The sequence below is a fragment of the Enterococcus sp. 7E2_DIV0204 genome (assembly GCF_002140855.1).
Classification (GTDB): Bacteria; Bacillota; Bacilli; order Lactobacillales; family Enterococcaceae; genus Enterococcus_L; species Enterococcus_L lemimoniae.
Genome location: NZ_NGKY01000001.1, coordinates 671,630 through 697,085 on the forward strand (window position 1 = coordinate 671,630; position 25,456 = coordinate 697,085).

Here is a 25,456-nt window from a genome sequence, read left to right on the forward strand (position 1 = left end):
TTAAGATACAGGAAGCAGCAAAACTATTTTTGCGTTAAGTTAATTTTTCAGCTTTCACCACCACTCTACTCATCATCAGCCAAAGTATTATACAGAATAACGATTGTTGTATTAACACACACAACTATTTGAATCCATAAATTATCTGAAAAATTTTCAGTTATTTTGAGTGTTGCAATTGCTAAAAAGAAACACATTGCTAAAATACCAGCTAACTTCACCCGTTTAAGTTCTTGCTGGATCCGATAAATCGTTTCGATTGGAACACCTTTTTGTTCAGCAATCACTCTCAATTTCCGTTTTCCAAACAATTGCCACATCACGTCACGGTATAACTGCTTAGCGTCCTTATCCTTACTAAACACAGAATAGGTGTCCTTATTTCTACTCTTTTCTTGCTTCAATTTTAATTTGATCAAACGTGGATGCAATAACCGATCATTTTTATCGATCCATAAAAGGACTTCCCGCCACTCAACTAGCGTCAACTCTGGTGAAGTCAACACAATCACTTCTAGGCCTAGCTCCTCCAATTCATCAAAAAATTTGAGTAATATTTGATAGTCTCTTGAAATCACTTCTAAAAAAGCAATGACTAAACAATCCCCCGGCTCTGTATAATCCAACAATCTCTGATAGTCACTTTCTGGATCTTGAAATACTTCATAGCTACGATTGTCATCTGAAAAAATTTCATCTACTTGATATTCTTCTAAAAAATCAAATTGCTGATTTAATCTATTTCCACGAGCATATCCTAGATTCATCCTTACTTATTTCCTCATTTCATTGGTTTAGTCTTTTATTTAGGGATTGTTTACCCTACCTATTTACTTCTTTCTTTGAAGAGATGGGTTTAGAAGATGGTCTTCTTTTATTTATCTGATCAAGTCTATTTGCTATTTCCGTATTTTTTCTAAGGATAAAAATAAGTAGGATACTATGAATAAATATAATACTTCCTAATACAACTAACATTAAATACATTGTACGTCAATCCTATCATTAGATTTAGAGTTTTCATTTATATTCACTGGGTCATAATTGTTCCTAATTTATTTTCCTTATATTCCCAATGATAAAATGTTGGCTGTACTGTAGTTGGTTTGATATATGTTGTCAACCAAAATTCCGAGTTCTTTGATACATCAATTTGAACGGGTACTAGAGAACTGTTATCTGGAATATGTTGTTGGTTAGTTGTAGTCAGCACATACCCCGCCAATTTGTAATTCATTGGTATCTGAGGTATAAACGTATAGTTTGATTCATTTCTTTGATAACGAATAATGTAGGTATTAAAAGATGCTTTATTATTATCGGTTGAAACGGTTGTTAGCGGAAACTCATTTTTTCTTTCACCTATCTCAGTTTTAGTCTCTAACACGCCAAACCCTTTTTTGGGGAGAACAACTTGTGCATTTTTATCAAGCACAACTTGTCGAGCATGAACGGTCAATTTTCTAGAAGCATAAATCAATTTTCCTTCCTGAAAAGTACTACTAATTGTATATTCAAGAGGAGAAATTTGATTTTCAACTGTATCCACTAGTTTAATGAAATCATACATATCAAAATTTTCAGGCACAATAGTTTCTTTTTTCCCAATTTTTAGTTGTTGATCTAATTGGATATTTCCTGATGTCATGGGGGCACCATTCTCATCAACAGCTCTTACTGAAATTTTTTGAGGAATTTCCCTAATTGCCGAGACATCAGTTTCTTCCTCTGTTTCTACCTGAGAACCATATTCAGAAAACTCAACATAGTAGCCCGTATTATAAGTTGTTCGACGATAAGATAAGTCATTCCACATTTTCGTTGGATTAACCGCACTAGCTTGTGCAAATTCTAATATAAACTCATCTCCAGAATTATTAGGCTCAGAAGCAGTTCCTCCTGCGGCAGGATTATTAAATCCTTGATAAACTCCACCTGGGGCTTTTCCACCTTCTTTGAAAGTTGGTTTATCAAAAAAAACTAACCTTTTTTCAGGTCCGTTTACCCAATACCATTGTTGCGCAGAAGCCCCCCTGATGATATAATCTGCAACATTTTCAGATATTGCAGATTCATCGTTAAGTTTTTCACCATTCGATTTCGCCAGTCTTCCACCACCTAACCAACCTGATTGCTTTGCAATATTAGTATAAACAAAATTATGTTCTTCACTTGAAGTTAACGTTGCTAAATATCCAGTTAGTCCTCTGTATCTCATTTTTTTTGCTAAATTATACGCCTCTAACCACGTATACGGTGTTGGAACAAACGTATAATAATGTATTTTCCCATCTGGGGATTCCCAAGAAGTATAGATTAGCTCATGAAAAACTATTTCAATGTTTCCCTTTTTATTAGCCGCACTTTTAATCGTAAACTGTAAAGCTTCTAAAAAATTTTTAATAGTAGTTAAATTATTATTATTGTTCATTGCTAAAGTAAATGATCTGAAATCCTCATCATCACTATTTTGAAATTTATACCAAGAAGTAGGTAAAACAAGTTTATCATAATCTTTAATCTCCATGTTTTTTGGAATTTTAATTTCAAAGGATTTCATTTTCCCATTCAAAGAACTACCCAACGAAATATCAACTAATTTTGCTAAATCAGCTGTTCTTTCAATATTGAAATCAATATAACGATTTGCATCTTTTAACTCAACCTTCTCTTCATCATTTCTCAGCTCAGTATGTTTCACATCGCTCACATTATTAGCACGATCAACTGCCATTATATGTATCCAAGTTTTATTTTCTCTATCAATTCCAGAAACAGTAGTATTGTATTCAGTAGCGCCTACACTAATGTCAATATTTGTTACTTCTCCAGAAAAGTTTCGATCAATTATCGGAACAGTTGTTGCGGAATTATCCACCACATAAATGTACCCCTTAAGTCCACTAGTTATCTCTTCTTTCATAACATCCGACTTTTGTGTTCCAGCGCTTGTAGTATCAGATGCAACATACCATTGATATGATTTCCCTTCATCTTCAGAGAACACTTCAATAGCAAGCTTGTTATCCTTAATATTTTCTACTGCTATATTTGGAACTTTAGGTGGAACATCATCTTTGACAGAGTCATCAATAACCTTGTTTTCCAAATATCTTGCTTCCTTTTTAGAACTATTAGATTCTTCACTTGTCTTACTATCACTTAAAGAAAGTTTATTCCAACTCTTTCCGTCTTCACTTCGATACAGCTGATAACCAGAACTTTCTATATCAGCTGGTTCTTTCCATATCAACTCAGTATAGTTACTTGCTTTTTCATCATTCCATTTATTAGATACCGTTAATTGAAAATCCTGCTGTACTAAATCATTTGACGCCTTTATAAATTTTTGTCCAATTGCTCTATTGACAAAAAAAACACCCATCATACCAACCAAAACTAGCAGAAATATCAACTTAACTATCTTTACATTCCTTCTCACTTTCCCACCTCGCTTTTTCAAATATGTATCAAATCAATGATTTTTTCGTTGAAAACACTCAGTTCATGAGCGTTGGATTTAAAAAGGCATACATGGAATGATATTCCATGTGCCTATCTTTACTCTGCTTTATTAGCCAAATGTTTGTCAATTGCTTGTAGTTCTCCATTATTAGGTACAGTCCCTTGCCACCAAGCATCACGATAAGCATATTTTGTACAATTAATCGCCTCAACTTTTATCAATAAACTAAATTTTGCAGTGTGGTATTCTGCCCCTAATTCCTTTTTTAAATTTACTTGTTTAAACAAAGTTTCTGTCTTATTCGGTTCACCTGCTTTTAAAGTTTTCAAATAATAGTAATACCCATCCTCACCAAGTTTCCAATGGGGACTATTTAAATCTAAAAGAACTTCTGCACCAATTTTTGCAGGTAACAAACGAATACTTCCATTACTTTCTAAACGAATTTCTGGCTGAACCATCACTCGAACGAATTGGTTAATCGTTCCTGTATTTTCTATAGTTACTTTTTTTTCAACCGAAGTGCCTGGTAAAATTGTTGTTGGTTCATTGAAAACTTCATTCACCTTAGTTTGAAGATCTCCGATTTGAAAAATGTTTGCTTTCTCTTCTCTTACCGTCATCGCAGCATAAGCAACCGCACTTCCTATAACTAAACATCCGATAATCAAAGGGATTATCCAGAAAATATGAACAAACTTTTTCTTACGTTTCATCTTTGAGCCCTCCTAATGAACTTTTCCACGATACATCTTTTCTACATATGAATTGGTAGTAATCTTCCAATCCATCAATAACGACTTTGTAACATCATGAGCATCCATGACTGGAATTAATTGATACAAAGAACTTTTGTATTTATTGGGTAAACCTTTATCTAAGGTTACACTCTGAATCAGTTGCTTCGTTTTTTCTTTAGGTTGCAGTACTTCTGAATAATAAAAATAGCCGTCTGAATAATACCAATAATTCTTTATTCCCGATGCTGGTTTATTCTGTTCATCATAAATTTCACGATCGTTAAATTGAATAGTTACATAGTTAAGTCCTTCAACTATCCGTTCACCTTTATAGACATAAGCTGTTTTTGGATTTTTTGTATTCCCTTTATGAACTTCTGATGCAGTATAGTATTTACTTGGACCTATCTTATATGTACGACCTTTTTGCCACGAAGACACAGCTTCTATTTTTATATCCGTCCCACTAGAATTAGCTGCAATTTTCGGACTACCATTTCCCCCCCCATCAGTCATATCAAGTTCAAACTGAGCAAAATATTCGTACAAAGAGAGACGTATAATAGCGGGAGTCTGTCCGTTATTATTCACTAGTAATTTCTTTTCTGTTGCTTTTCCAGGTATCCACTGCAGATTTGGGGTGAAGACTTCATCTATTTCTGCAGAAAGCTTTTTAGTATTAGGCTGACTTAGATTTATTTTCTCATCACTGTAGGTAATCCATGCATATGTGCTTCCCACAACAAGTAATGAGCTTAGAAATACAGAGAATATAGCCAATAAAGGTTTATTTTGATTGATTATTTTCAATATTTTTTTTACACCATTCATTTACTTCTCCCCTTCCACTAGTCTACTTTTGCTTGTTCTTCCTTACGTTTTTTCCATAGTAAAATTGCAATTAAAACTAGTAATAACCCTGCCAATGTTTTATAAATCAAATTTTTGATTTCTTCACCTGTCATTGGAAACATCCCTTTAGGTTTTACCTTAGTTGGTAAAGGTGAACTACTATCTTTGGGATCTATTGGCTTAGGCTGGTTTTTTGTTGCAACGAATGTCCAATGATAAAGTAACTGACTATCTTCTTTATAATCTGCCAATGTCAGGTCTTTATCTACTTCAAATACTGCCGTTAAAATTTGATCTTTTCCATACTCACAAACGCCTAGTATTAACGGCTGAACCGTCCAGTCAAATTCTCCATTTCCCAATAAGGGACCTTGATATATATTTTTTTCATCAAGAGACAGAGTCAATTTGATTTGTTTGTTAAAATCGATTACTCCTTTTGATGAATCTGGCGTAACTACTATTCCTAACTCAAAGGGTTCTTTTAAATCCATACTACGAATCGTGATAGTCTTTTCATAACTTTCTCCAGGTAAGACATTTGGTAAATCAACATAATACTCTCCTTCAGAAGAAGCGGATATTCCTGTCTCATCACCAATGACCACCCCTGGAGGAAGGGTTTGACTGGCAACCGCTAATAGCGTTCCACTGGTAAAGGTGATAAAAATACATGAAAAACTATACAAAACCAGAAATAATAGACGTTTTCGCATTGATCGTTGCTGCATCGTTTTTCCCCTTCCTATTCATTACTTCTTAATTCTCACTTCCAGCAATTAGAATTAACTTACTGCTTGCCCATCTAAATAGGTTGTGATTTTTTTAGTTTCTGAACTATCAGCCCCGTTCAAGTTCCAACCAGTGTTATCTGATAAAGCTTCTTTAGTTGCTTGAATAGCTTCCATTTTCACAATCAAATCATAAGTTGCATTTGTATATTCTTTTCCGATTGCATTTGTAAAGATTAATTTTTTCAATAACTGTGGTGTTGTTGCACCTGATTTAAGTGGACTAGTGAAATAGAAATAGCCATCTTCATTGTTGTAAACCCATTTATCATTTTTCAAATCAGCCGTTGTTCCCATATCTACACCGTACTCAATATTGATTCCACCAACGTTTAAAGCGGCTTTATCCGTTTGAACACCTTTTTTCTCTGAATTAGCTACTGGGATTTGATCAGCAGCTGTCGTTACAGTTACAGCTGGAATAGCTGGAAGACCTAAAGCTGCAATCGTATAATCGTAATCTACATCATATTTTTTACCTGCACTTCCTAATAGAGAAGCTTTAGCATTTGTTGATTCTGGAGATGCGCCTTCTAGAGAAGCTGCTGCCCAGTTCGCTACTGCATATTTGTATCCGCCACTATAAACTGAATATTTAGCTTTAGACATAGTAAAGTCCCAATTTTCTACTAGAGATCCTTCTACATTTCCACCTGTTACTGATACAGTGGTTTCCATTGCTTGGTATTTACCTGGTGCATATTCAAAAAATGCTGAATAATTAAACGTCGTAACTTCGGCACTTGTCACTGGATTCTTAGTAACCGATCCTTTGGCATATACTTTTACACCATCTGGTAAAGCTGCCGCCTTAGCATCTTTAACTTTGCTGGTCACATCTTTATAGTCATTTGTTTGTGTAACATACTTATCTCCGTCATATTCAACAGGAATATCATCTGCTAACGGATTTGGTGTAGCACTAACCGCCCATCCATTATCCCGACTTGTCACAGCACCTTTTTCTGTCAAATGCTTCAAGACTTCTTCATACGATACACGGACAAATACCGGCACATTCCCAGTATTTTTAACAGCTACTTCTTTCGTTGCTTCTGTTCCTGGAATAATGTCTTGAGGTTTCCAAGTCTCTTCCACCGTGACACTGTCATCTTTAATTGCGGCTGCATCCACACGGTTAATCTTTTGATCCTGTGAGTTGATCCAAGCAAATGTCCCCGCTAGAAAAGCCAACAATGCCAATCCAGAAGCCGCTACCAACTTTTTCTTTTTGTTTTTTTTCATTTTTAATAATCCTCCTATAAATATAATGTATATTCTCACTTGCTTTAGATAATTGTTAAAGCAAAGTGTTAATATTGCCTTTCATACCTTGGTCGTTCCCTATGTCTTTTCCTAATTTGTTCTTCCTCTGACGTAAACAGGTAGGATTTCAGCACTAAAAAGAAACCATACAACGAGAGAATACAAACCAGACAGGCCCAAAATTCTTCTCGAGCAAACTCTATAACATTGCCTATCTTTGGCACAGCAAACACGACTTTACCTAATACTCGATCTGTTGTTATTGGTGGATCATTGCTTTTATTCGCATCACCTTTAGTAACAAGGTAATTGCCTTTTTCTCCATTTAATTCCTCTTTCCGCTCGACCATTCTATGAGTCAAATAACGTGTCCCATCTCCAACTGCAAACGTTACAATATCATCTTTTTTGATCTGATCACCATCCATAAGTTTTACAATGACGATATCTCCAGCATAGAATCCGCCTTTTGGCCCCTCTTCTTGCGGAGCCATAGAATTAGTCAAAACTGTATAAAAACGATAACCAAAAATTGATGCTGTTGACTTTGAACTGAATGAAAACATAACTGCCATAATGATGATTCCAATCGTAACACCATAAAAAACTAAGTTACTAAAGAAAGAAAATACCAATACACCTGGACTTTTTACACTAGGCTGCGGAGATTGAGGTCTTTTATAATACTCATCGCTTGTTCTCCTTGTAGGAATCGACCGACGTGGTCTTCTTTGATGAGGTGTTTCTGGATATTCAAAACCTCTAGAGTTTTCATAAAAATCATTGCGAGACCTTTGTTCAGTTGGTCGTGGTCGTTTTTTTATAGTACGTTGTTCATATCGTTCATTTTCCGGATATGCTCTAGTAGAATTCGCATATATCTGACGACCTCGTGAACGTTCTGGAGTACTTTGCCTTGCCTTTTCGTCTTTAGAGCGAATATTCTTTCGGACAGGCGTTTTTCTCGGCATACACAATCTCCTTTCATTTCGTTAAATATTAGTCGTTTACTGACAATTTTTTACGTTGATTTTTATCATAAAAAAAAGAACGACAAAATAAATATATATTTTAATTATTAATATTTCCGCCCACATGTAAACTATACCTATTGTTATTTTTTATGTCAATGAATTTTCTCTTTTTTCTATTCAATTATTTTTTACTAAAATAGAAAACAAAGATACTTCGTTAGATACGTTTTTCATAATTTAAAAAAACAAGAATAAACCCTTAAAAATAAAGGGTTTATTCTTAAATAAAACTAATTATCTATATAAAAAAATATAACTACTATATGTTAGTTTTATTAATAAACATAAACACCATTTTATGAAAATCAACAAAAAATATTTTTGCATTGTTATTTAATATACAAAAAAAACAGGAAAAAAATACAAAAAAAACATAAAATCATTGTTATTTTTAGGTTATTTAAAATATACCTACCCTGTCTCTTATACACATCTAGATGTGTATAAGAGACAGAAATATACCTACCTCAATAACTTCAAAAAATAAGAACGAGGAGTAAAACCTGTCTCTTATACACATCTAGATGTGTATAAGAGACAGGTTATTTAATATACAAAAAAAACAGGAAAAAAATACAAAAAAAACATAAAATCATTGTTATTTTTAGGTTATTTAAAATATATCTCTTATAAACATCTAGATGTGTATAAGAGACAGTACCTACCTCAATAACTTCAAAAAATAAGAACGAGGAGTAAAACTGAGAACCAGTTTTACTCCTCGTTCTTAACTTTTTTAGCTATGCATCAAATAAGCTACGTGTCGCCTCTCTAATTTTTTGTGCCACATAGGGATTATTCATCGTATACAGATGGATTCCATCGGCTCCTTGTGCCACTAAATCAACAATTTGATTGATTGCATAAGCAATTCCTGCATCACGGATGGCTTCTGGATTATGCTCATAGCGTTCCATCATTTTCAAAAACTTCGTTGGCAATGTCACATTAGACATTTTTACCATTCGCTCGATTTGCTTTTTATTGACTACAGGCATAATTCCAGCCTGAATAGGTACTTCGATAGCAGCAATATCACACTTTTCTTTGAACGTGTAAAAATAGTTATTATCAAAAAACAGCTGCGTAATCAATTGATTGGTCCCAGCATCAACTTTTCGTTTTAGATTTCTAATATCTGTGACTGAATTTTCTGAGTCTCCATGTGTTTCAGGGTAACAAGCCCCTATAATATTAAAGGCCCCTTGTTCTTGGATAAATGAAACCAAGTCATTTGCATAACAAAAATCTTTTTTTGGTTCTCTATCCGGTAAAAGATCTCCTCTTAAAGCCAAAATGTTTTCTACCTTTTTTTGTTTCAATTCTTCTAAAATAACCACGATCTCATCTTTTGAAAAATTTACAGCCGGTAAATGTGCCACGCTTGGCAAAAATTGCTCATCTTGAATTTTCTGCGCAATATCTGCAGTGCTTAAATTGGCAGCTGTGCCACCAGCTCCTAAAGTAACGCTGATAAAATCAGGCTGTTGTCCTTTCAAACGATCTAACGTATGATAAATCGTATCGATCGGCGCTGTTCGTCTAGGCGGAAAAATCTCATAGGAAAAAACGGTCTTTTCTTTAAACAAGGTATCTGTTCTCATTTACACCCCTCCACGTACCTTTTCTGCTGCAAGGACTAAGTTTCTTAAACTAGCTTCTGTTTCCGGCAAACCTCGTGTTTTTAGGCCGCAATCAGGATTGACCCAGACTTTTTCGATAGGTAATTTGTTTAAAATACTATGGATCGTTGTTTCGATTTCTTCTATAGAAGGAACACGAGGTGAATGAATATCATAAACCCCAGGTCCTACTTGTGTTTGAAAATCAATGGTTTTTAAAGCATCTAAAATATTTAGATTTGAACGGGAAGCTTCAAATGAAATAACATCGGCATCCATATTATCGATATCTTGAATAATATCCGCAAACTCGCTATAACACATATGTGTATGAATTTGTGTCGTCGGCTGCACTTTACTATGAACAAGACGGAAAGCCGGTATTGCCCAGTCTAAGTACTCAGAATGCCAATCAGTTTGACGTAAGGGTAGTTTTTCACGTAAGGCTGCTTCATCTATTTGAATAATCCCGATACCGTTTGCTTCTAAATCCAATACCTCTTCTTGGATCGCTAAGGCTAATTGCAAGGTTGCCTCTCTTAAACTGATATCCTCACGAGGAAATGACCAATTCAAGATCGTTACTGGTCCTGTCAGCATTCCTTTCATTGGTTTATCCGTTAAGGTTTGGGCATATTTCGAGTAGGAAACAGTAATTGGATTTGAACGTGAAACATCTCCCCAAATGATTGGTGGTTTTACACAGCGTGTTCCATATGATTGGACCCAAGCTTTTTCAGTAAACAAATAGCCATCTAGGCTTTCACCAAAATATTCCACCATGTCATTACGCTCAAACTCTCCATGAACTAAGACATCTAAACCGATTTCTTCTTGGAAAGCGACACATTCAGCGATTTTTTTCTTATTGAAATCAGTATATTGTGTTTCAGTAATTTCACCCTTTTTAAATTTTGCCCGATTTTGTTTGACTTCTTTTGTTTGTGGGAAAGAACCAATCGTTGTTGTAGGTAAGATCGGTAGGTTTAATTTATCTTTTTGAACCACTGCACGTTCGTTTAAAGATGGTAAGCGAACAAAATCTTGTTCAGTCAACGCTTGGACTTGTTGTGCTACGTGTTCATTTTTAGAAAACCGCTCTTGTGCGAATAAGACAAGATTAGTATTCAGTAGGTCTTGATTGAGATCCTTATTTGCAATGATTTGCTTTAGATCATTTAATTCAGCTAATTTTTCTACAGCAAAGGCGAAATGATCTGCCACTTTTTTTGTTAGTCCTGTTTCATTGGCTAAGGTAAACGGAACATGTAGTAATGAACAGGACGTATTTAATACGACATCACCAAATGATTTAATTTTTTCAAGCAATGCTAACGTTTCTTTATAGTTGTTCTTCCAAATATTTTTGCCATTAACAATCCCGGCAAATAATAATTTATCTTTAGGAAATCCATATTTTTCAAGTAGGCTTACTGTTTTTCTACCTTCTACAAAATCTAATCCAATACCATCAAAAGATAAATCGATCAATTCTTGATACGCATCTCGAACGTCTCCGAAATAAGTTTGAACCAAGATTTTCAAATCACCTTTTTTAGCCAATAATTTTTGGTATAAACCCTTGAATTGTTGCACTTCTACTGGGGATAGATCTAAAACTAAAGCCGGTTCATCAATTTGAAGCCACTGGCAACCTGAGCCAGCTAAGCGATTGAAAATCTCGACATATGCGTTAATCGCCGCCTCATAAAAATCAGGTGCCTGTTTTGAACCGTGATACGTCGCTAGTTTTAATAAGGTAAACGGGCCTACAATTGTTGGTCGCGTAATAACCCCAGCATCTTTCCCTTCATTAAAAGTGGTAAATAATGTATCTCCAACCAGTTTTAATTCTGTATCATCATCGATTTCAGGAACCATATAATGATAATTGGTATTAAACCATTTTTTCATTGCCAAGGCCGTCACATCTCCTGACGCTCCTTGATAACCTCTAGCCAAGGCAAAATAAGTTTCTAACGGTGATAATTGTAGCACTTGGTATTTTTTAGGCACAATATTCAATAAAACCGCTGTATCCAATGTGGTATCAAAAAATGAAAAATCGCCACTTGGAATAAAATCGATTCCCTGATCAACCAACAGCTGCCAATGTTTTTTACGTAACTCTTTTCCTATTGATTCTAATTCTTCTGCTGATAATTCGTTTCTAAAATACTTTTCCGTTGCAAATTTTAATTCTCTCAATTCTCCCACACGTGGGAACCCGATAATCGATGTTTTCATACTTTTCCTCCTTCAAAGGGTATTTCAACTACTTTACCACGAGAAGAGAATATAGAATAACACTTATTTTCTATCATTAAATATAGTTTTAAACTATATCGAACAATCAAAAAAGGATAATGATAAGACAAAAGTTGGGTCTCTTTTTGTTAAACAATCTAATCCCGAATAAACGGTGGGAGCAAACGGTCCTCCACGCTTCGAGGATCGGAGTGAAACGAGAATCGTAGATGCAGAAGCAGTCCCTTCAGAAATAAGCCAGCATTCACTAAAATTTGAAGAACAATTTTAGTGAATGCTGGCTTATTTCTGTAAAACACTGCGAGGTACGAGCTGATGTTACACAGTACCTACTTGATTCTCGGGCCTGAACGCTTCTGTCCAAACCTTATCTTTTCTACTATTTTTCTTGTTTTGCCAAGAATTCTTTCGCCTCTTTATTCACAGCTTTTAAATCTACACCTTGCTTTGTTGCGGCAAACATACAGCCACAGTAGCATTGGCGATAGACATCGTACTCTTTGCATAATTCGATTGAACGCTTATAACCATTATTTTTCTTAAAATCACTTGGTAAATAATTAGTGGCATAAAACTTTTGAATATCAATCCCAATCTCATTGATCAATTGACTATTTTTCTTTGGTGATAACGTTAGCGCACTGCCAAAATAGTCATAGCCTAATTCTTGTGCCTTTTCTGCCACGATATCCAAACGCATTTGAAAGCAGGCTGAGCAACGTTTGCCGCCTTCCGGCTCTTCTGTTAGCTCTTTTTCTTGTACCATTTGAATAAATTTATTGGGCTCATATGGCGCTGCTAAAAATCGAACCTGATTGTTTGTCTGCTGATTAAAATCCTCGACAAATTTTTGCTGAACGATTTCCCGACGCTGATATTCTGCTCTCGGATGAATATTTGAATTCGCAAAAAAAATCGTCACATCCGCATATTGCGTCAGATATTCAAGTGAATAGGTACTGCAGGGCGCACAACAACTATGAAGTAAAATCGTAGGTCGAATCGTTGCTTTTTCCCATTCTGCAATGACTTTTTGTAAAACACGGTCATAATTTATCTTTTGATTTGGAGACATCTTCTCCGTTATTTCTGTTAGATTTATCAATGAATTGCCTCCACATTTTATCAAGTTCGATACTTTATTTTACTGCTTAAATGGTAAATTCGCTAGTCAATTTTTAATAATTTGAACTGATTCTTTTAAGCTATTTTGCTCCTTTTCAGTTAGTTGACATGAGATGAACGATTCTATCCCATTTTTCCCGATCACTACAGGTTGCCCATAATAACTATCCATTTGATCATCATACGCTGAAACGGATACGATCGTTTTGGCGTCATTCAAAATCATTCGGATCAGTCGAGCACCACAAGTTGCAATCCCATAGCTTGTGTAACCTTTTCCAGCAAAAGCATTCCAGCCACCCGCACGAACTGCTTCATCCAATTGGTTTAAATCAAGTTCACTATTCCAAGTCAATAAGGGACGATCTCCAATCGTCACAGTCGACCAAGCTACAAATTTAGAATCTCCATGTTCACCATAAACATAGCCACCCACATTCCGACTGTCGATCGATACATTACGGCTTACAGCTTGTTGCATACGTGCTGTGTCAAGCATTGTACCTGTTCCAAATACTTGATTTGTATCAAAACCTGTTAGCTTTTGCATATAAGCTGCAATCACATCAAAGGGATTTGTGATCGTCACAATAATACCATTAAATCCAGATTGTTTGATTTTAGGAGCTGTCTCTTCTACGATTCTGCTAGTAATTTCAAGCTCTTTGAATCGATCGCCTTCCTCTCCTAGTGCACTGATTTGCCCTGCACAAAAAACAATGACCGATGCGTCTCTTAATGCTTGATAATCTTGAATGATAATCTTCGTTTTACCCGTCAAAAAAAACTTGTGCATCTAATAAATCATATTCTTCAGAAATCGCTAGCTTTTCATCTTTATCGATCAAAACCAGTTCGTCAACTAAGTTTTCAGTTACTATTGTATAAGCTAATGTTGCACCTACATGTCCTAACCCGATGATCCCTACCTTACGCATTTAAACACTTCCTATCCCATTTTTCTTAATCCTATCGGAATAATACGCTTCCGTCAATCCTATTTTTCCGTTCTATTCAATGAAAACGAAAAATAAAAAGCCACAAAGAATGATTGATTTTCTTTATGACTTTTTTCTCTATTCAGTTGCTTTTGTTACTTTAAAATAATCAATATGCGCATGTTCATAATCAAGTACCTCAAGCGTAAATCCATCAATCTTGATTTGATCACCTACAGCGATTTGATTATTTTTTTGTTCTACAATAAAACCAGCTAGAGTGGACATTTCAGAGGCTTCAAAGGTTGGGATTTTAATTCTAAAATAGCGTTCAAAATCATCAAGTGTGATTTTTCCGGAGACGATATAAGAATTGTCTGCTTCTTTGGCAATCAAAGCGTTCTCCAGATCTGTTTCATCTCTGATATCTCCGACTAATTCTTCTAAAATATCTTCTATGGTCACCATCCCGGTCGTTCCACCGTATTCATCTTTTAAAATCGCAATATGTTTTCCTTCTTTACGCATCATCGTCAATAGACTTTTAATTGGGATCGTTGTTATCGCCACGATTGGCTCTTCTACTAATTCACTGACTTTTCTTTGATCGTTGATAAATGACTCCTTGATCAAGGCTGGCAATGTCACATACCCTAAGACATTATCTTTAGACTCTTCGATTACTGGATAACGTGTATGTCCTCGCTTTAACGAATGTTGAATGGCTTGAGCTACTGTTTCATCCGCTTCAAAAACTTCCATTGAGGTCCGATCGACCTGAATTTCTTTGGCTAGCGTATCATCAAATTCAAATACATTTTCCATGTAATAATATTCTTCTTTTGTTAATTCACCTTTTTTATAGGAGTCATCTGCTACGTACAACAGCTCTTCTTGAGTGAGTGTTTCTTCTCCTTCTGAGACTAGTTTAATCCCAAATAGTTGTCCTAATTTAGCAGCCGAATGATTGAGCAACCAAATAAAGGGATACATCACTTTATAAAAGTAATGCAGTGGCTTCACAACTGCCAAAACAACCTTCTCTGGTTGGGCAATACTGTAACTTTTAGGAAATAATTCTCCCACAACCACCACAAGGTAGGTAACAATCACAAAGCCTAAAACAATTGAAATCGTGCTGCTGATTGCACTACTAATCGGCAGATCACCTAATAAGGGATGCAGTAATGCCGCAACGGATCCTTCACCTACCCAACCAATGATCAATCCTGTTAAAGTAATCCCCAATTGGCTTGTAGACAAATAGGCATCTAAATGATGCGTCACGTGAATTGCTAATTCTGCATTTTTGACACCGTCTTTTTTTAACTGTTCTAACCGTGACATCCGAATTTTTACTAATGCAAATTCACTAGCCACAAAAAATGCAGTGATCGCAATCATTAACAGTAATATTAAAAAATTTATTGCAAGCATTCTTTACACCTCATTTTTTTCCTGATTCTATTTAGTATTATACTGGTCCTTTATCGATAGTGCGAATAAGAGCTATTGTATCTACAAAAAAGTCTCCAAGCCATTAAATTTGACTCAGAGACTTTTTATTTAGGATAAAGCTTTCCGTTCTCTTAATCTGGTCTTTCGTGTATCGCCAATGATTAATGGAACAGATTCATATTTCACTTCACTATACTCTAAGCCAAACCAGTTTTCTGGTGTGGTCGTTCTCTTTTTGATTGCTAATTTCAGCTGCATGATTTGGCGGTCCCATTTTTTCAATTCGGTTACTTTTGATAATTCTTCCCGAATAATAATAAATTGGAAGTCCCCCACTTCACGTCCTGGTGTCAGTGAATATTTTTGCGGTTGTTTAGGTAAACGACCTTCTTTCATTAAATCATACACGATTTGACGAATAAAGACATTGACTTCTTGAGCCACATGGAACCCTAGATACAATTGAACTTGCACAATAAAATCAGTCCCCATCATATCGACAGAGTATTCTTTTGTAAATGGTTCATCCGTTACTTCAACATTAACAAACCAATAAACATTCGCTCTTTTCGGTTGTTTATCTAAAATAGAGTAAATAATTTGTCTACCAATTTCATCCCCAATCGTATCAGGAGTCATAAACACCACATTGGTTTGAGATTTTGGCACCGTTGTATCATCTTTTAACAGCCGTAATTGTTCTACATATTGCTTAAGCGGAACTGTATCAGATGTTTTCTCTTTAATAATATTGCCCCATTCCCAAATCGTCATAACGGCTAAAATCAAGAGCGCGATCCCTACCGCAACGTAACCGCCATGGAAGAATTTTGCAATACTTGAGACAAAGAAAATCGACTCGATACTACCAAAGAATAAGGTAATTAGATAGGCAACCCATTTTGGCGCACCTTTTTGTAGTAGATAAAACATTAACAAAATAGTTGTCATTAGCATAGTTACAGTAATAGAAAGACCATAAGCTGCTTCCATATGTGTAGAGGTTCTAAAGGTAATCACGATCAATGAACACACGATCCACAACATCATATTAACTGCTGGGATATACATTTGACCGATATTGGCACCCGGATAAATAATTTTTAATCTTGGCAATAGTTTTAATTTGATTGCTTCTGACACTAAGGTAAAAGAGCCCGAAATCAAAGCTTGGGAAGCGATAACTGCCGCAACTGTTGCAAAAACCACACCAATCAGCATAATACCCTTTGGCATCATTTGGAAAAATGGATTTAAATTTTCAATCGCTAAAACTGACGGATCATTTTTAGCACTTAAAATCCACGCTGCTTGACCTAAATAGTTAAGGATAAGGCACACTTTGATATACGGCCAACTAGCCCGAATATTATGTTTTCCAACATGACCTAAGTCAGAATATAACGCTTCTGCTCCGGTTGTTGCTAAAAAGACATTCCCTAAAACAAAGATTCCCAGTTTATTTTCTGGACTAAGCAGTAGATGGATCGCATAATACGGATTCAACGCACGAAGCACAGTCCAGTCTTGACCAAAATTAATCAGCCCCATCACACCTAAAAAGGTAAACCAAGCGAACATGATTGGCCCAAATGCTTTACCAACCGCATCCGTTCCAAAACGTTGGACAGAAAATAGAATAAGAATAATAACTAAAGTAATCATCACGATGATGTTTTGATTACTCCCAAACCGATCAAAGAAAACGGGAATCCCACGCAATCCTTCGATTGCGGTTGTCACCGTTACCGCTGGTGTTAATACACCATCTGCTAATAGCGCCGCACCACCAATCATAGCCGGAATGATCAGATACTTCCCTTTTTTACGGACAAGTGTGTATAAAGAAAAAATTCCGCCTTCACCATGATTATCCGCATTTAAAGCAATCACAACATATTTGATCGTTGTTAAGATCGTTAATGTCCAAAAAATCAACGATATCGCACCAATAATGAAATTCTCTGAAATATTTTGAAGACCACCATTATCTCCAACGATCGCTTTCATTACATAAAGCGGACTTGTTCCGATATCTCCATAAACGACACCCATGGCCACTAAAAGACCAGCAGCAGTCAATTTCTGATGATGCGAAACTTTTGACTTCTCTACCACAAAATTCTCCTCCAATTTAAAAGCGTAGTGGGCTCGTCCTGCTCTGACTGAAAAATAGGAAAATCTGAAGGTGACGTTTTTTGTCACAGGCAGATTTTATCTTTTTTCCGAAGAGCTAGTCCACAAAGCTAGATAATACAAAAGCTGAAAGAGCTCGTTCAGCCTTGACTGAAAAACAATAAAACTTGTCAGAACTCCTCTTCAACCCAATTCCACTTTTTAAGTAACATAAGAGACCTAAGTGAAACGACACTTGGCCCTTACACTTAGGTCTCGCAATTTCATTCTTAGACCAGTGTTCTCACACTTGCTGTTGATCTAAAAACATAGATAAACTATGCTGCTACTCCCCTAAGATTTTTATTTGGACATCCAAATAAAAATATCGATTATTCGTTATAGTTAATTTAAAAAAATACCAGCTAAAAAACAAAAATAACTGATTTTGATAACAACTATAATACTCCTTCACCAATTTAGCAAGTCTTTTATGTAAATAAATTCAATAGTATTTTCAAAGCATTCTTTCAATCTAGCTCAATCTATGAAAAAGAACGCTTGGAGACTTGATTTCCACTAAGAAATCAGCACTTCAAGCGTTCTTTTTATGCTTATTTTATTCTGTATCTTCTTCTGGTGAATAATGGAATTTGATCATTTCATTAACAAAAATCGGAATGATCGATAAGCCCATTACTAACAACCAATGATTGATACCAATTGGAACTAATCCAAACAGCTCTTGAGTAAATGGTAATAATGCAATGACCGTTGTAATGATCACAGCCAATACAGCCATTTCAAACAATGATTTATTGGTTGATAATTTTACTCTGAAAATTGATTCCGTACTTCTCACATTGAAAACATGTAAAATCGATGAGTAAGCTAAAATCAAGAATGCTACTGTTTGACCAATTTCATGACTTGCTTCGAAAAAGTAAGAGACTGAATCAACGTTAGCCCCTAAATAGAAACCAAATAAGGTAATCACTGTAAAGACAAAGGCATTGATTCCGATTTTTTGCCATAAGCCACGTGCAAAAATCCCTTCATTTCTTGGAATCGGTGCTTCATCCATGATTCCTTTTTCCGCAGGTTCTTTCCCTAAAGCAAACCCTGGCAGACCATCAGCCACAACATTTACAAATAATAATTGGACAGCTGTGAACGGCGCTCCCCAACCAAGCAACATAGCAATCAGCACAATAAATATCTCTGAAATATTACAACTTAGTAAAAAGTTGACCGCTTTACGAATATTCCGATAAACAGCTCGACCTTGAGCAACAGCATCGACGATCGTTGCAAAATTATCATCCGTCAAAATCATATCCGCTGCACCTTGTGCTACATCGGTTCCAGTAATCCCCATAGCACAACCTACATCACTGGCTTTTAAGGCAGGTGCATCATTGACACCATCACCTGTCATCGCTACAACGGCACCCGTCCGTTGCCAAGATTTAACGATACGAATCTTGTCTTCTGGCGTTACCCGAGCGTAAACAGAGAGCGATTTCACACGTGAATCTAGCTCTTCATCCGACATTTGTTGCAACTCTGAACCTGTTAAAGCCTCGCTTTTATCCGTTAAAATCCCTAATTCTTTGGCGATGGCTCCTGCTGTTACAACATGATCTCCTGTAATCATGACTGTTTTGATTCCAGCTTTTTTCGCTCTAGCAATCGCCCCTTTACTTTCCGGTCTTGGCGGATCGATCATACCGATCAAGCCTAATAGCCTTAGATTCTTCTCTAAAGCCTCTGAAGTGATTTCTGTGGGTTCTTCATCATAAATCGCATAACCGACTGCAATCACGCGTAAAGCGCGTTTTCCAAAACGATCATTTACTACAGCCGCTTGTTCAACATCACCAAAACGGAAGCGAGTCAGTAAAACATCGAAAGCTCCCTTTGTGACAGAAATATACTTTTTCCCCATTTTATGAACAGTCGTCATCATTTTTCGCTCTGAGTCAAAAGGAATTTCACCGATTCTTGGGTATTTTTCTTCCAATTCAGCCTTAGTATGGTAATTTTCTTCCACAGCACGTACGATTGCAGCTTCGGTCGGATTTCCTTGGATGACTAAATCGTCTCCGTCTTTATCTACAATAACATCCGTACAAAGAGAAGCCATTTTCAAAACTTCCATTGCTTCATCTGTCATCGCATCTTCAGTATCCGTTACTTCATCTCCACGAGACCAAACACGTCTGACCCGCATTTTATTTTGCGTCAACGTTCCTGTTTTATCAGAACAAATCACATTGGCCGTCCCTAGTGTTTCAACAGCTGGTAAACGGCGAATGATCGCGTGTTTTTTCGCCATTTTCTGTACACCATAAGCCAAAGTCAAGGTCACGATCACCATCAACGTTTCCGGTACCGCAGCAACAGCTAAAGATACTGCTGTCATAAACATTTCTAATATTGGTTCGCCTTGGATCTGACCAATGATAAATACTAAAGCCGCAGCAGCTAAAGCAATTAAACTAATCCGTTTCCCTAATTGGTTCAAACGTTTTTGTAACGGCGTTTGTTGGGTTACATCATCATTCAACAAGCCGGCAATTTTACCCATCTCTGTTTGCATTCCAGTTGCCGTAACAATCGCTCGACCACGACCATTTGCCACTGTACAGCCTTTAAATACCATGTTTATTTGATCGCCGATCGGTGCATCCTGTTTGCCTATGTACTCTGAGTCTTTTTCAATCGGTTCACTTTCGCCAGTCAGTGCTGATTCTTCTACTCTAAGTTGTGCCGTTTGGATCAAGCGAGCATCTGCCGTAATCATAGATCCTGACTCTAGTACTAGTATATCGCCAACAACTACATCTTCTGCATCAATGGTCTCAACTTTGCCATCACGTAAAACCGAACTGCTCTGTTTGTTCATATCTTGCAGGGCGGCCAACGATTTTTCAGCATTTCCTTCTTGAACAATCGCTAATACTGCATTAATGATCACAATGGCGATAATCAGAATTCCTTCAAAATAATCCCCGTGATCTGTAGCAATTGCTGTGTAAAATGAAATAGCTGCTGCAACTAATAAAATGATTGTTGTAAAATCCGATAAACTATGCAGAAACTTCTTTACTATCGACTCTTTCTTCGCTTCATGAAACTTGTTCGCGCCATGTTCAGCAAGCCGCTTCTTGACCTCTTGTTTTGTCAATCCTTGTTCTTTATCTGTATCCACTTCTTTGATAATTGTCTCGATAGGTTGTTTGTATGCTTCCATCCTATCCCCCCATTCTTTAATTTTTCCTTCTATTAATATAGTATCTATATTCACTATACCATGTTTTTTTTTCAAACTTCAATAAATATGGCTAAATTTTCATTTTTTTCCGGTAACTTTTTTGTGATTGCCAATCACCCAGCGTATAAAAATCATTGGTTCATTTGAAGTCTTTTAACTTGAAAACGCTTACTAAATGTGTTTCTATAATTATAGAAGGAAGGAGGAACAATCAGTCGTATTGAAGAATTTCTCGAAGTAGATATGAGTAAACGCAAAATTGTTAGCAGAACACGATTCACCTTTCATCAAGATATATGTGTAGAGTATAAAAATCATAAAAACATCTTTAAAAAATAGTGAATATGTGTAAAAAGTTGGACCATCAATCCAAATAAAGCAAAAAAACACGTATAAAGATTGTTTGATTGAAAAAAAATTAAAAAAAGAAATGTATGAAATGTAATGAAAACAAGATTTGGTTTATGAACAAGAAATTCAACTAATTAATTTACATGTATAACGAAAAGTAAAAAATGATCATTCAATACACTGATTCCTTCCGGTAACGAAAGCCAAGCTAGTCGAGAAGCTTGGCTTTTTTCTTTTGATTTTATCTGCAAGTTATTTGTAAGTGAAAGTAAGATATGGTATATTGACTATGCGCTTTTTATTTAATACATAAATTAGACTATTGGAGGGATTTGCATTGCCAAAAAAGAAGAACTCATCTTTTGAGAGTTCCATTCACGTCTACAGAGCCATGAAACGCATGACCCAACAGGAACTTGCTGACAAGGTGGGAGTATCTAGACAAACAATCATTCAGTTAGAAAGAAATAGGTACAATCCTTCCCTTTTACTGGCTCATGACATAGCAGACGTTTTCGAAGTGCCGATTGAACAAATCTTCACTTTCAAAAAATTAACAGATGACGAGCAAACAAACGAAGGAACCGACTAACAGACGGAAGGAAAGGATAAATTATGACTGAATCACTTAAATCTTTTTTTGATAACTTGCCTATAAATCACTGGAGCAGTTTAGTAGTTGTTGTTCTATCTATTTTATTCATAATTTACTCAGTTTATTTTTTCTTTAGTAAAGAAGGAAAAGATGAACGTGGAAAGAAAATTATATCAACAGCAAGTTTTATTTCTTTTATCATTACTTTGATTATACTATTTGCTTTAAGTAACTTGTTCTATGATATTGCGTCATACAATGAATTAGCATATTCATGGATTTTGAATTTCGCTGTATTGCTTATATCTGGTACTGAAGCTATTTGTATTATGATTTTAAAGAAATCAATTTAAAAATAAAAAAAGAGCTAACTTTCGTTAGTTCTTTTTTATTTTCATTGATTTCTATGGCCAACAAACTAAACGAGACCAACCACCTACTGTATTTGCAACAATTGTTTCTGATCTATCCGCAGTATCTTCAGAATTTTTACTTCTTTCAAATGAAGCTCCTACAACTGCATCCACTTTTTTTAGATCTTTCGCTGCTTCCATTTTTTCAATCGATAATTTTCTCATGATATATTTTCTCCCCCTTGCGTTAATACCTAAATTATAATGCGTCTACTCAAATAAGTAAAGTTCTTTTTTCAGATTGTGTCACTTAATAAATAACAAGGATCGTACACTGGACGAATCATATGCTCTCAATATTTGATAGCCTATTCCCGATAATCCGCAAAAAAGGCTTATTGGAATGCAGGCTGGATCAGTCTTCAATTTAATAACGTCATCTGTTAATAGATTAATATTAGTCAAATAATCATCTGAATTTCCATAATTTCCATGACATAAACAATCGTCTTCTACAAAAGTATCCTCGACTTTTCCAATTGATTTCCCGATAACTTTTTCAATGCCCATTTTCCCTCGACACCAAGAATTATTGCGTATTGGTTCCCGTACAAAACTTTTTTCAACTTTTTCTTGGTACCATTCCAGTTTTGCTTCAATCGCCGCTTCTTTCAAGAATTGATTGGCTTGAGCCAATCCATAACAAACACCAGCATAACCATGAGCAAAGCTGCTATCTTCCATTTCCTGAAACTCTACAGCATCTGCGTAATGCGCTAACAGTCCATAGACTTCGTCACTTGGAAATTCTCGGTAGACGGCTGCCAAAATAGCCAGTAAACTAGCTTTTCCATAAAGCCATTCATTCAACTGATTATGCTCCATTACTTGAGCCATTTTCAAGTTTTGCAGACTCTGTTGTAAGTATGCTCGATGTTTTTCATCATCAAGCAATCTCGTCACATAAAAAGCAACGGTTAGACGCATCCCTTCATCAAAAAAGGCACTTTCATAAGAACTTTCAGCTTGTTCATTTTGAAAAAGCTCTTTTTCCAATAACTCAATTACATCTTGATAACTAGCTTTAGGCACAAAATAGTTCAAATAGACTAAAAACAAATAGACTCCGGCACTCCCTTCATAAAGATCTGTGCTTGGATAGGCAATCACTACCTCCTCATTTTCACCTGGTAGAACGGACATCCAATCAACTTCGCCAAGCTGTTGGTCCACTACAATCTGATCAATGATCTTATCACCAATATCAGCAGCCTTTTGCAATAATGGTTGTTTAATAGGACTATTTTGTACTGAAATCGGTATTTTTTGTGTTTTATATTCTAATGTACCTAGACTTTCTTTTAGTAAAAGGTAGGAAAATCGACTGGTTCTTTCTGTTATTTGTTCCATATGCTCCACCGTGTCTTGTATTGGTGTCTTGGCCAATAGTCCAGGGAGCTTGTGACCATTGGTGTAAACTGTTGTCAAAGAAGTGTTCGCTGTAACTAAAGGAATATCGTGATCCAACATTGCTTCTACTTCAAAGGGGATCAACGCTTCTGGAATGATTTTACTAGCCCATAAGTTTTCAATGATCTTCTCCCGTTCAATATAGTTTGACATACTCTCTGTATGCAAAGTAAAATTCAATAAATTCCCATAATCTTGCGTATCTCTGTAAATCAATCTGATTGTTGTATTAGAAAATAACTCTTTGACTTTCTCTATAAAAGCAGCTTTATTTTTCAATAATAATTGATTCATTGTTTGAAATGCTGCCTGGATCACGTGACGATATAATTGATAATCTACATCTTGTCCCGCTAAGCGAGGAATATTTTGAGCACCCTCCATGTACGCTTCCTCTAATTGAAAAGCGATATCACTAGAGCCTTCATTTCTCAGCCTTCTAACTTTTTTAGGCAACTTTTGCTTAGTACCAGATAAAGCGTCCATTTCCAGATCACGTTTCCATTGCTTTTTTTGTGGCAACAAACCAGAGACGATAACTGATTGTTTTTCGATGCGAACTTGCCGTGATAGTTTTTGTGTTTGTTTGAACATCTCAGGACGAATCAACGTTTCCACATCGATCAAGACGGGGTAGGAGCCACTAGCAATTAAGTTTTCCATATGCAAATCTGTTGCCCCTAACCAATAAACGATTGCTAATAGCTGGCCATAGTTTCGATAAAAACTCATCACTTCATTCTCATTTTGACATTCTTGATAGATTACTTTTTCCTCGATCGTAAATGTTGGTAAGACAATACGCTTAATTTTATAGAAGGACAACGTTGTATCTAGTTTTTCCAGATAAGACAGTAATGCATTAAAACGTTCACCTATTTCAAGGTTTTTAAATTTAAAAATCAGGTCTGTCTTCTGTATCTGAAATTGAATCACTGTTTTTCCTTGGTCGTGGCTGTCTCCTTGCCCCAATTCTATTTGTGTAAGTTTTATCGGTGTTGAAATGGCGAAAGTTTCTGTCAATTGTTCAGTAGAATTAGTCAACGAAGCAATAAATTCTTCAATCATTTCACAAGCAAAGCCCAAACGAACTGCAAGAACTCTGGCAAGTGTCGGATATTCTCCATAAAAAAGATACGTTCGTTGTTTGTCTCCAAGAAATTCTTCAATGTACTTGGCAAATTCTGCTTCTTTTGATTCCGCCTGTAACTGGTATTCTTCAATCATTTGATGAACATCCCAAACCAAGGTTTTTTGCGCAATAAAAAAGAATTCAGCAGATAATTGCTCGATCAGTTCCTCGATCACATTTTCTGGTAGTTGAATCAATGGGTATTTTGGTAATAGACGTCTAATATGTTGTTCATAGTAGTTTAAGTGAAAACGAAGTCCAGCTGCTAAGTTCATTTCTTTTATTGGAATTTCCTCTGCAAATAACTGTCTATGTAATTGGAACCACTCACTTTTTTCAACAGTTGGTAATAATAATTGTGCTCGTTCTTCTGTAAACGGCACCAGTCCGCGGTTAAGTTGCTGCTCGTTCCATTGATAATGGTGCATCATTTTATGATAATCTGACTCTTGTAAGAAACTCTTGCGTACTTGCCATTGCTTTAAGTAAACGGGTTCCTCGGTGTCTACATGTAGGTTTCTCCAACACTGGATTCTTTCAGAAATGGTTGTAGCATAACTATAGGTCAACTCTTCGATCATCGTTTTCTCTCCTTTAGCATTG

Annotated in this window: 19 protein-coding genes; 2 read left to right on the top strand and 17 right to left on the bottom strand. The window is 35.9% G+C overall.

Going from position 1 to position 25,456, the window contains the following annotated elements:
- Nucleotides 1-65 precede the first annotated feature (65 nt).
- From A5819_RS03250 to A5819_RS03315, 15 genes are all read right to left on the bottom strand, one after another.
- Complete coding sequence (locus A5819_RS03250; protein WP_086279761.1) at nt 66-767, bottom strand: recombinase family protein; 702 nt, start codon at nt 765-767, stop codon at nt 66-68.
- A 263-nt stretch (nt 768-1,030) separates the two neighbouring features.
- On the bottom strand, nt 1,031-3,442 hold the full coding sequence (locus A5819_RS03255) for a hypothetical protein (RefSeq protein WP_139843318.1): 2,412 nt from the start codon (nt 3,440-3,442) through the stop codon (nt 1,031-1,033).
- 119 nt (nt 3,443-3,561) lie between these two features.
- The gene (locus A5819_RS03260) at nt 3,562-4,182 is read right to left on the bottom strand and encodes a hypothetical protein (protein ID WP_086279758.1); all 621 of its coding nucleotides are present in this window, start codon (nt 4,180-4,182) and stop codon (nt 3,562-3,564) included.
- 12 nt (nt 4,183-4,194) lie between these two features.
- Nucleotides 4,195-5,037, bottom strand: a complete 843-nt coding sequence (locus tag A5819_RS03265; RefSeq protein ID WP_086279756.1) for a BsaA family SipW-dependent biofilm matrix protein — start codon at nt 5,035-5,037, stop codon at nt 4,195-4,197.
- A 17-nt stretch (nt 5,038-5,054) separates the two neighbouring features.
- The gene (locus tag A5819_RS03270; RefSeq protein WP_086279754.1) at nt 5,055-5,789 is read right to left on the bottom strand and encodes an LPXTG cell wall anchor domain-containing protein; all 735 of its coding nucleotides are present in this window, start codon (nt 5,787-5,789) and stop codon (nt 5,055-5,057) included.
- A 54-nt stretch (nt 5,790-5,843) separates the two neighbouring features.
- Nucleotides 5,844-7,094 carry a hypothetical protein gene (locus tag A5819_RS03275; protein ID WP_086279752.1) on the bottom strand — a complete coding sequence of 417 codons (1,251 nt, stop codon included), beginning with the start codon at nt 7,092-7,094 and terminating at the stop codon, nt 5,844-5,846.
- Nucleotides 7,095-7,162: 68 nt separating this feature from the next.
- Nucleotides 7,163-8,086 carry a signal peptidase I gene (locus A5819_RS03280; protein WP_086279750.1) on the bottom strand — a complete coding sequence of 308 codons (924 nt, stop codon included), beginning with the start codon at nt 8,084-8,086 and terminating at the stop codon, nt 7,163-7,165.
- An 803-nt stretch (nt 8,087-8,889) separates the two neighbouring features.
- The gene (metF, locus tag A5819_RS03285; protein WP_086279748.1) at nt 8,890-9,753 is read right to left on the bottom strand and encodes a methylenetetrahydrofolate reductase [NAD(P)H]; all 864 of its coding nucleotides are present in this window, start codon (nt 9,751-9,753) and stop codon (nt 8,890-8,892) included.
- Nucleotides 9,754-12,018, bottom strand: a complete 2,265-nt coding sequence (gene metE, locus A5819_RS03290) for a 5-methyltetrahydropteroyltriglutamate--homocysteine S-methyltransferase (protein ID WP_086279746.1) — start codon at nt 12,016-12,018, stop codon at nt 9,754-9,756.
- Nucleotides 12,019-12,418: 400 nt separating this feature from the next.
- Nucleotides 12,419-13,144, bottom strand: a complete 726-nt coding sequence (locus A5819_RS03295; RefSeq protein WP_176271346.1) for an epoxyqueuosine reductase QueH — start codon at nt 13,142-13,144, stop codon at nt 12,419-12,421.
- A 66-nt stretch (nt 13,145-13,210) separates the two neighbouring features.
- Nucleotides 13,211-13,960, bottom strand: coding sequence for an L-lactate dehydrogenase (locus A5819_RS03300; protein ID WP_254907207.1), 750 nt, complete (start codon nt 13,958-13,960; stop codon nt 13,211-13,213).
- Nucleotides 13,935-14,102, bottom strand: a complete 168-nt coding sequence (locus tag A5819_RS19670) for a hypothetical protein (protein ID WP_254907208.1) — start codon at nt 14,100-14,102, stop codon at nt 13,935-13,937. Before A5819_RS19670 ends, A5819_RS03300 begins: the two co-directional genes overlap by 26 nt.
- A 138-nt stretch (nt 14,103-14,240) precedes the next feature.
- Complete coding sequence (locus A5819_RS03305) at nt 14,241-15,539, bottom strand: hemolysin family protein (protein ID WP_086281848.1); 1,299 nt, start codon at nt 15,537-15,539, stop codon at nt 14,241-14,243.
- Nucleotides 15,540-15,668: 129 nt separating this feature from the next.
- On the bottom strand, nt 15,669-17,615 hold the full coding sequence (locus A5819_RS03310) for a KUP/HAK/KT family potassium transporter (RefSeq protein WP_176271449.1): 1,947 nt from the start codon (nt 17,613-17,615) through the stop codon (nt 15,669-15,671).
- A 679-nt stretch (nt 17,616-18,294) separates the two neighbouring features.
- Nucleotides 18,295-20,931: a calcium-translocating P-type ATPase, PMCA-type gene (locus A5819_RS03315; protein ID WP_086353016.1), complete on the bottom strand. Its 2,637-nt coding sequence runs from the start codon at nt 20,929-20,931 to the stop codon at nt 18,295-18,297.
- A gap of 763 nt (nt 20,932-21,694) precedes the next feature.
- Between A5819_RS03315 and A5819_RS03320 the strand changes: the two genes are divergently transcribed.
- Both A5819_RS03320 and A5819_RS03325 read left to right on the top strand, forming a co-directional pair.
- Nucleotides 21,695-21,895 carry a helix-turn-helix transcriptional regulator gene (locus A5819_RS03320; protein ID WP_254907295.1) on the top strand — a complete coding sequence of 67 codons (201 nt, stop codon included), beginning with the start codon at nt 21,695-21,697 and terminating at the stop codon, nt 21,893-21,895.
- A 23-nt stretch (nt 21,896-21,918) separates the two neighbouring features.
- Entirely contained in the window at nt 21,919-22,251 is a 333-nt protein-coding gene (locus tag A5819_RS03325) for a hypothetical protein (RefSeq protein WP_086281845.1), read from the top strand.
- Nucleotides 22,252-22,302: 51 nt separating this feature from the next.
- Here A5819_RS03325 and A5819_RS19155 read toward each other — a convergent pair whose 3' ends face one another.
- Both A5819_RS19155 and lanM read right to left on the bottom strand, forming a co-directional pair.
- Nucleotides 22,303-22,476, bottom strand: coding sequence for a hypothetical protein (locus A5819_RS19155; RefSeq protein WP_176271347.1), 174 nt, complete (start codon nt 22,474-22,476; stop codon nt 22,303-22,305).
- Between the two features lie 81 nt (nt 22,477-22,557).
- Entirely contained in the window at nt 22,558-25,434 is a 2,877-nt protein-coding gene (lanM, locus tag A5819_RS03330; RefSeq protein WP_086281844.1) for a type 2 lanthipeptide synthetase LanM, read from the bottom strand.
- Between the last annotated feature and the right edge of the window lie 22 nt (nt 25,435-25,456).

Bases quoted from the DNA above. Each gene is read 5' to 3' on its own strand.
- A5819_RS03250 (WP_086279761.1), bottom strand. From the start codon at position 767: ATGAATCTAGGATATGCTCGTGGAAATAGATTAAATCAGCAATTTGAT.
- A5819_RS03260 (WP_086279758.1), bottom strand. From the start codon at position 4,182: ATGAAACGTAAGAAAAAGTTTGTTCATATTTTCTGGATAATCCCTTTG.
- A5819_RS03265 (WP_086279756.1), bottom strand. From the start codon at position 5,037: ATGAATGGTGTAAAAAAAATATTGAAAATAATCAATCAAAATAAACCT.
- A5819_RS03270 (WP_086279754.1), bottom strand. From the start codon at position 5,789: ATGCAGCAACGATCAATGCGAAAACGTCTATTATTTCTGGTTTTGTAT.
- A5819_RS03275 (WP_086279752.1), bottom strand. From the start codon at position 7,094: ATGAAAAAAAACAAAAAGAAAAAGTTGGTAGCGGCTTCTGGATTGGCA.
- A5819_RS03280 (WP_086279750.1), bottom strand. From the start codon at position 8,086: ATGCCGAGAAAAACGCCTGTCCGAAAGAATATTCGCTCTAAAGACGAA.
- metF (WP_086279748.1), bottom strand. From the start codon at position 9,753: ATGAGAACAGATACCTTGTTTAAAGAAAAGACCGTTTTTTCCTATGAG.
- metE (WP_086279746.1), bottom strand. From the start codon at position 12,018: ATGAAAACATCGATTATCGGGTTCCCACGTGTGGGAGAATTGAGAGAA.
- A5819_RS03300 (WP_254907207.1), bottom strand. From the start codon at position 13,960: ATGCACAAGTTTTTTTTGACGGGTAAAACGAAGATTATCATTCAAGAT.
- A5819_RS19670 (WP_254907208.1), bottom strand. From the start codon at position 14,102: ATGCGTAAGGTAGGGATCATCGGGTTAGGACATGTAGGTGCAACATTA.
- A5819_RS03305 (WP_086281848.1), bottom strand. From the start codon at position 15,539: ATGCTTGCAATAAATTTTTTAATATTACTGTTAATGATTGCGATCACT.
- A5819_RS03310 (WP_176271449.1), bottom strand. From the start codon at position 17,615: ATGGGTGTCGTTTATGGAGATATCGGAACAAGTCCGCTTTATGTAATG.
- A5819_RS03315 (WP_086353016.1), bottom strand. From the start codon at position 20,931: ATGGAAGCATACAAACAACCTATCGAGACAATTATCAAAGAAGTGGAT.
- A5819_RS03320 (WP_254907295.1), top strand. From the start codon at position 21,695: ATGAAACGCATGACCCAACAGGAACTTGCTGACAAGGTGGGAGTATCT.
- A5819_RS03325 (WP_086281845.1), top strand. From the start codon at position 21,919: ATGACTGAATCACTTAAATCTTTTTTTGATAACTTGCCTATAAATCAC.
- A5819_RS19155 (WP_176271347.1), bottom strand. From the start codon at position 22,476: ATGAGAAAATTATCGATTGAAAAAATGGAAGCAGCGAAAGATCTAAAA.
- lanM (WP_086281844.1), bottom strand. From the start codon at position 25,434: ATGATCGAAGAGTTGACCTATAGTTATGCTACAACCATTTCTGAAAGA.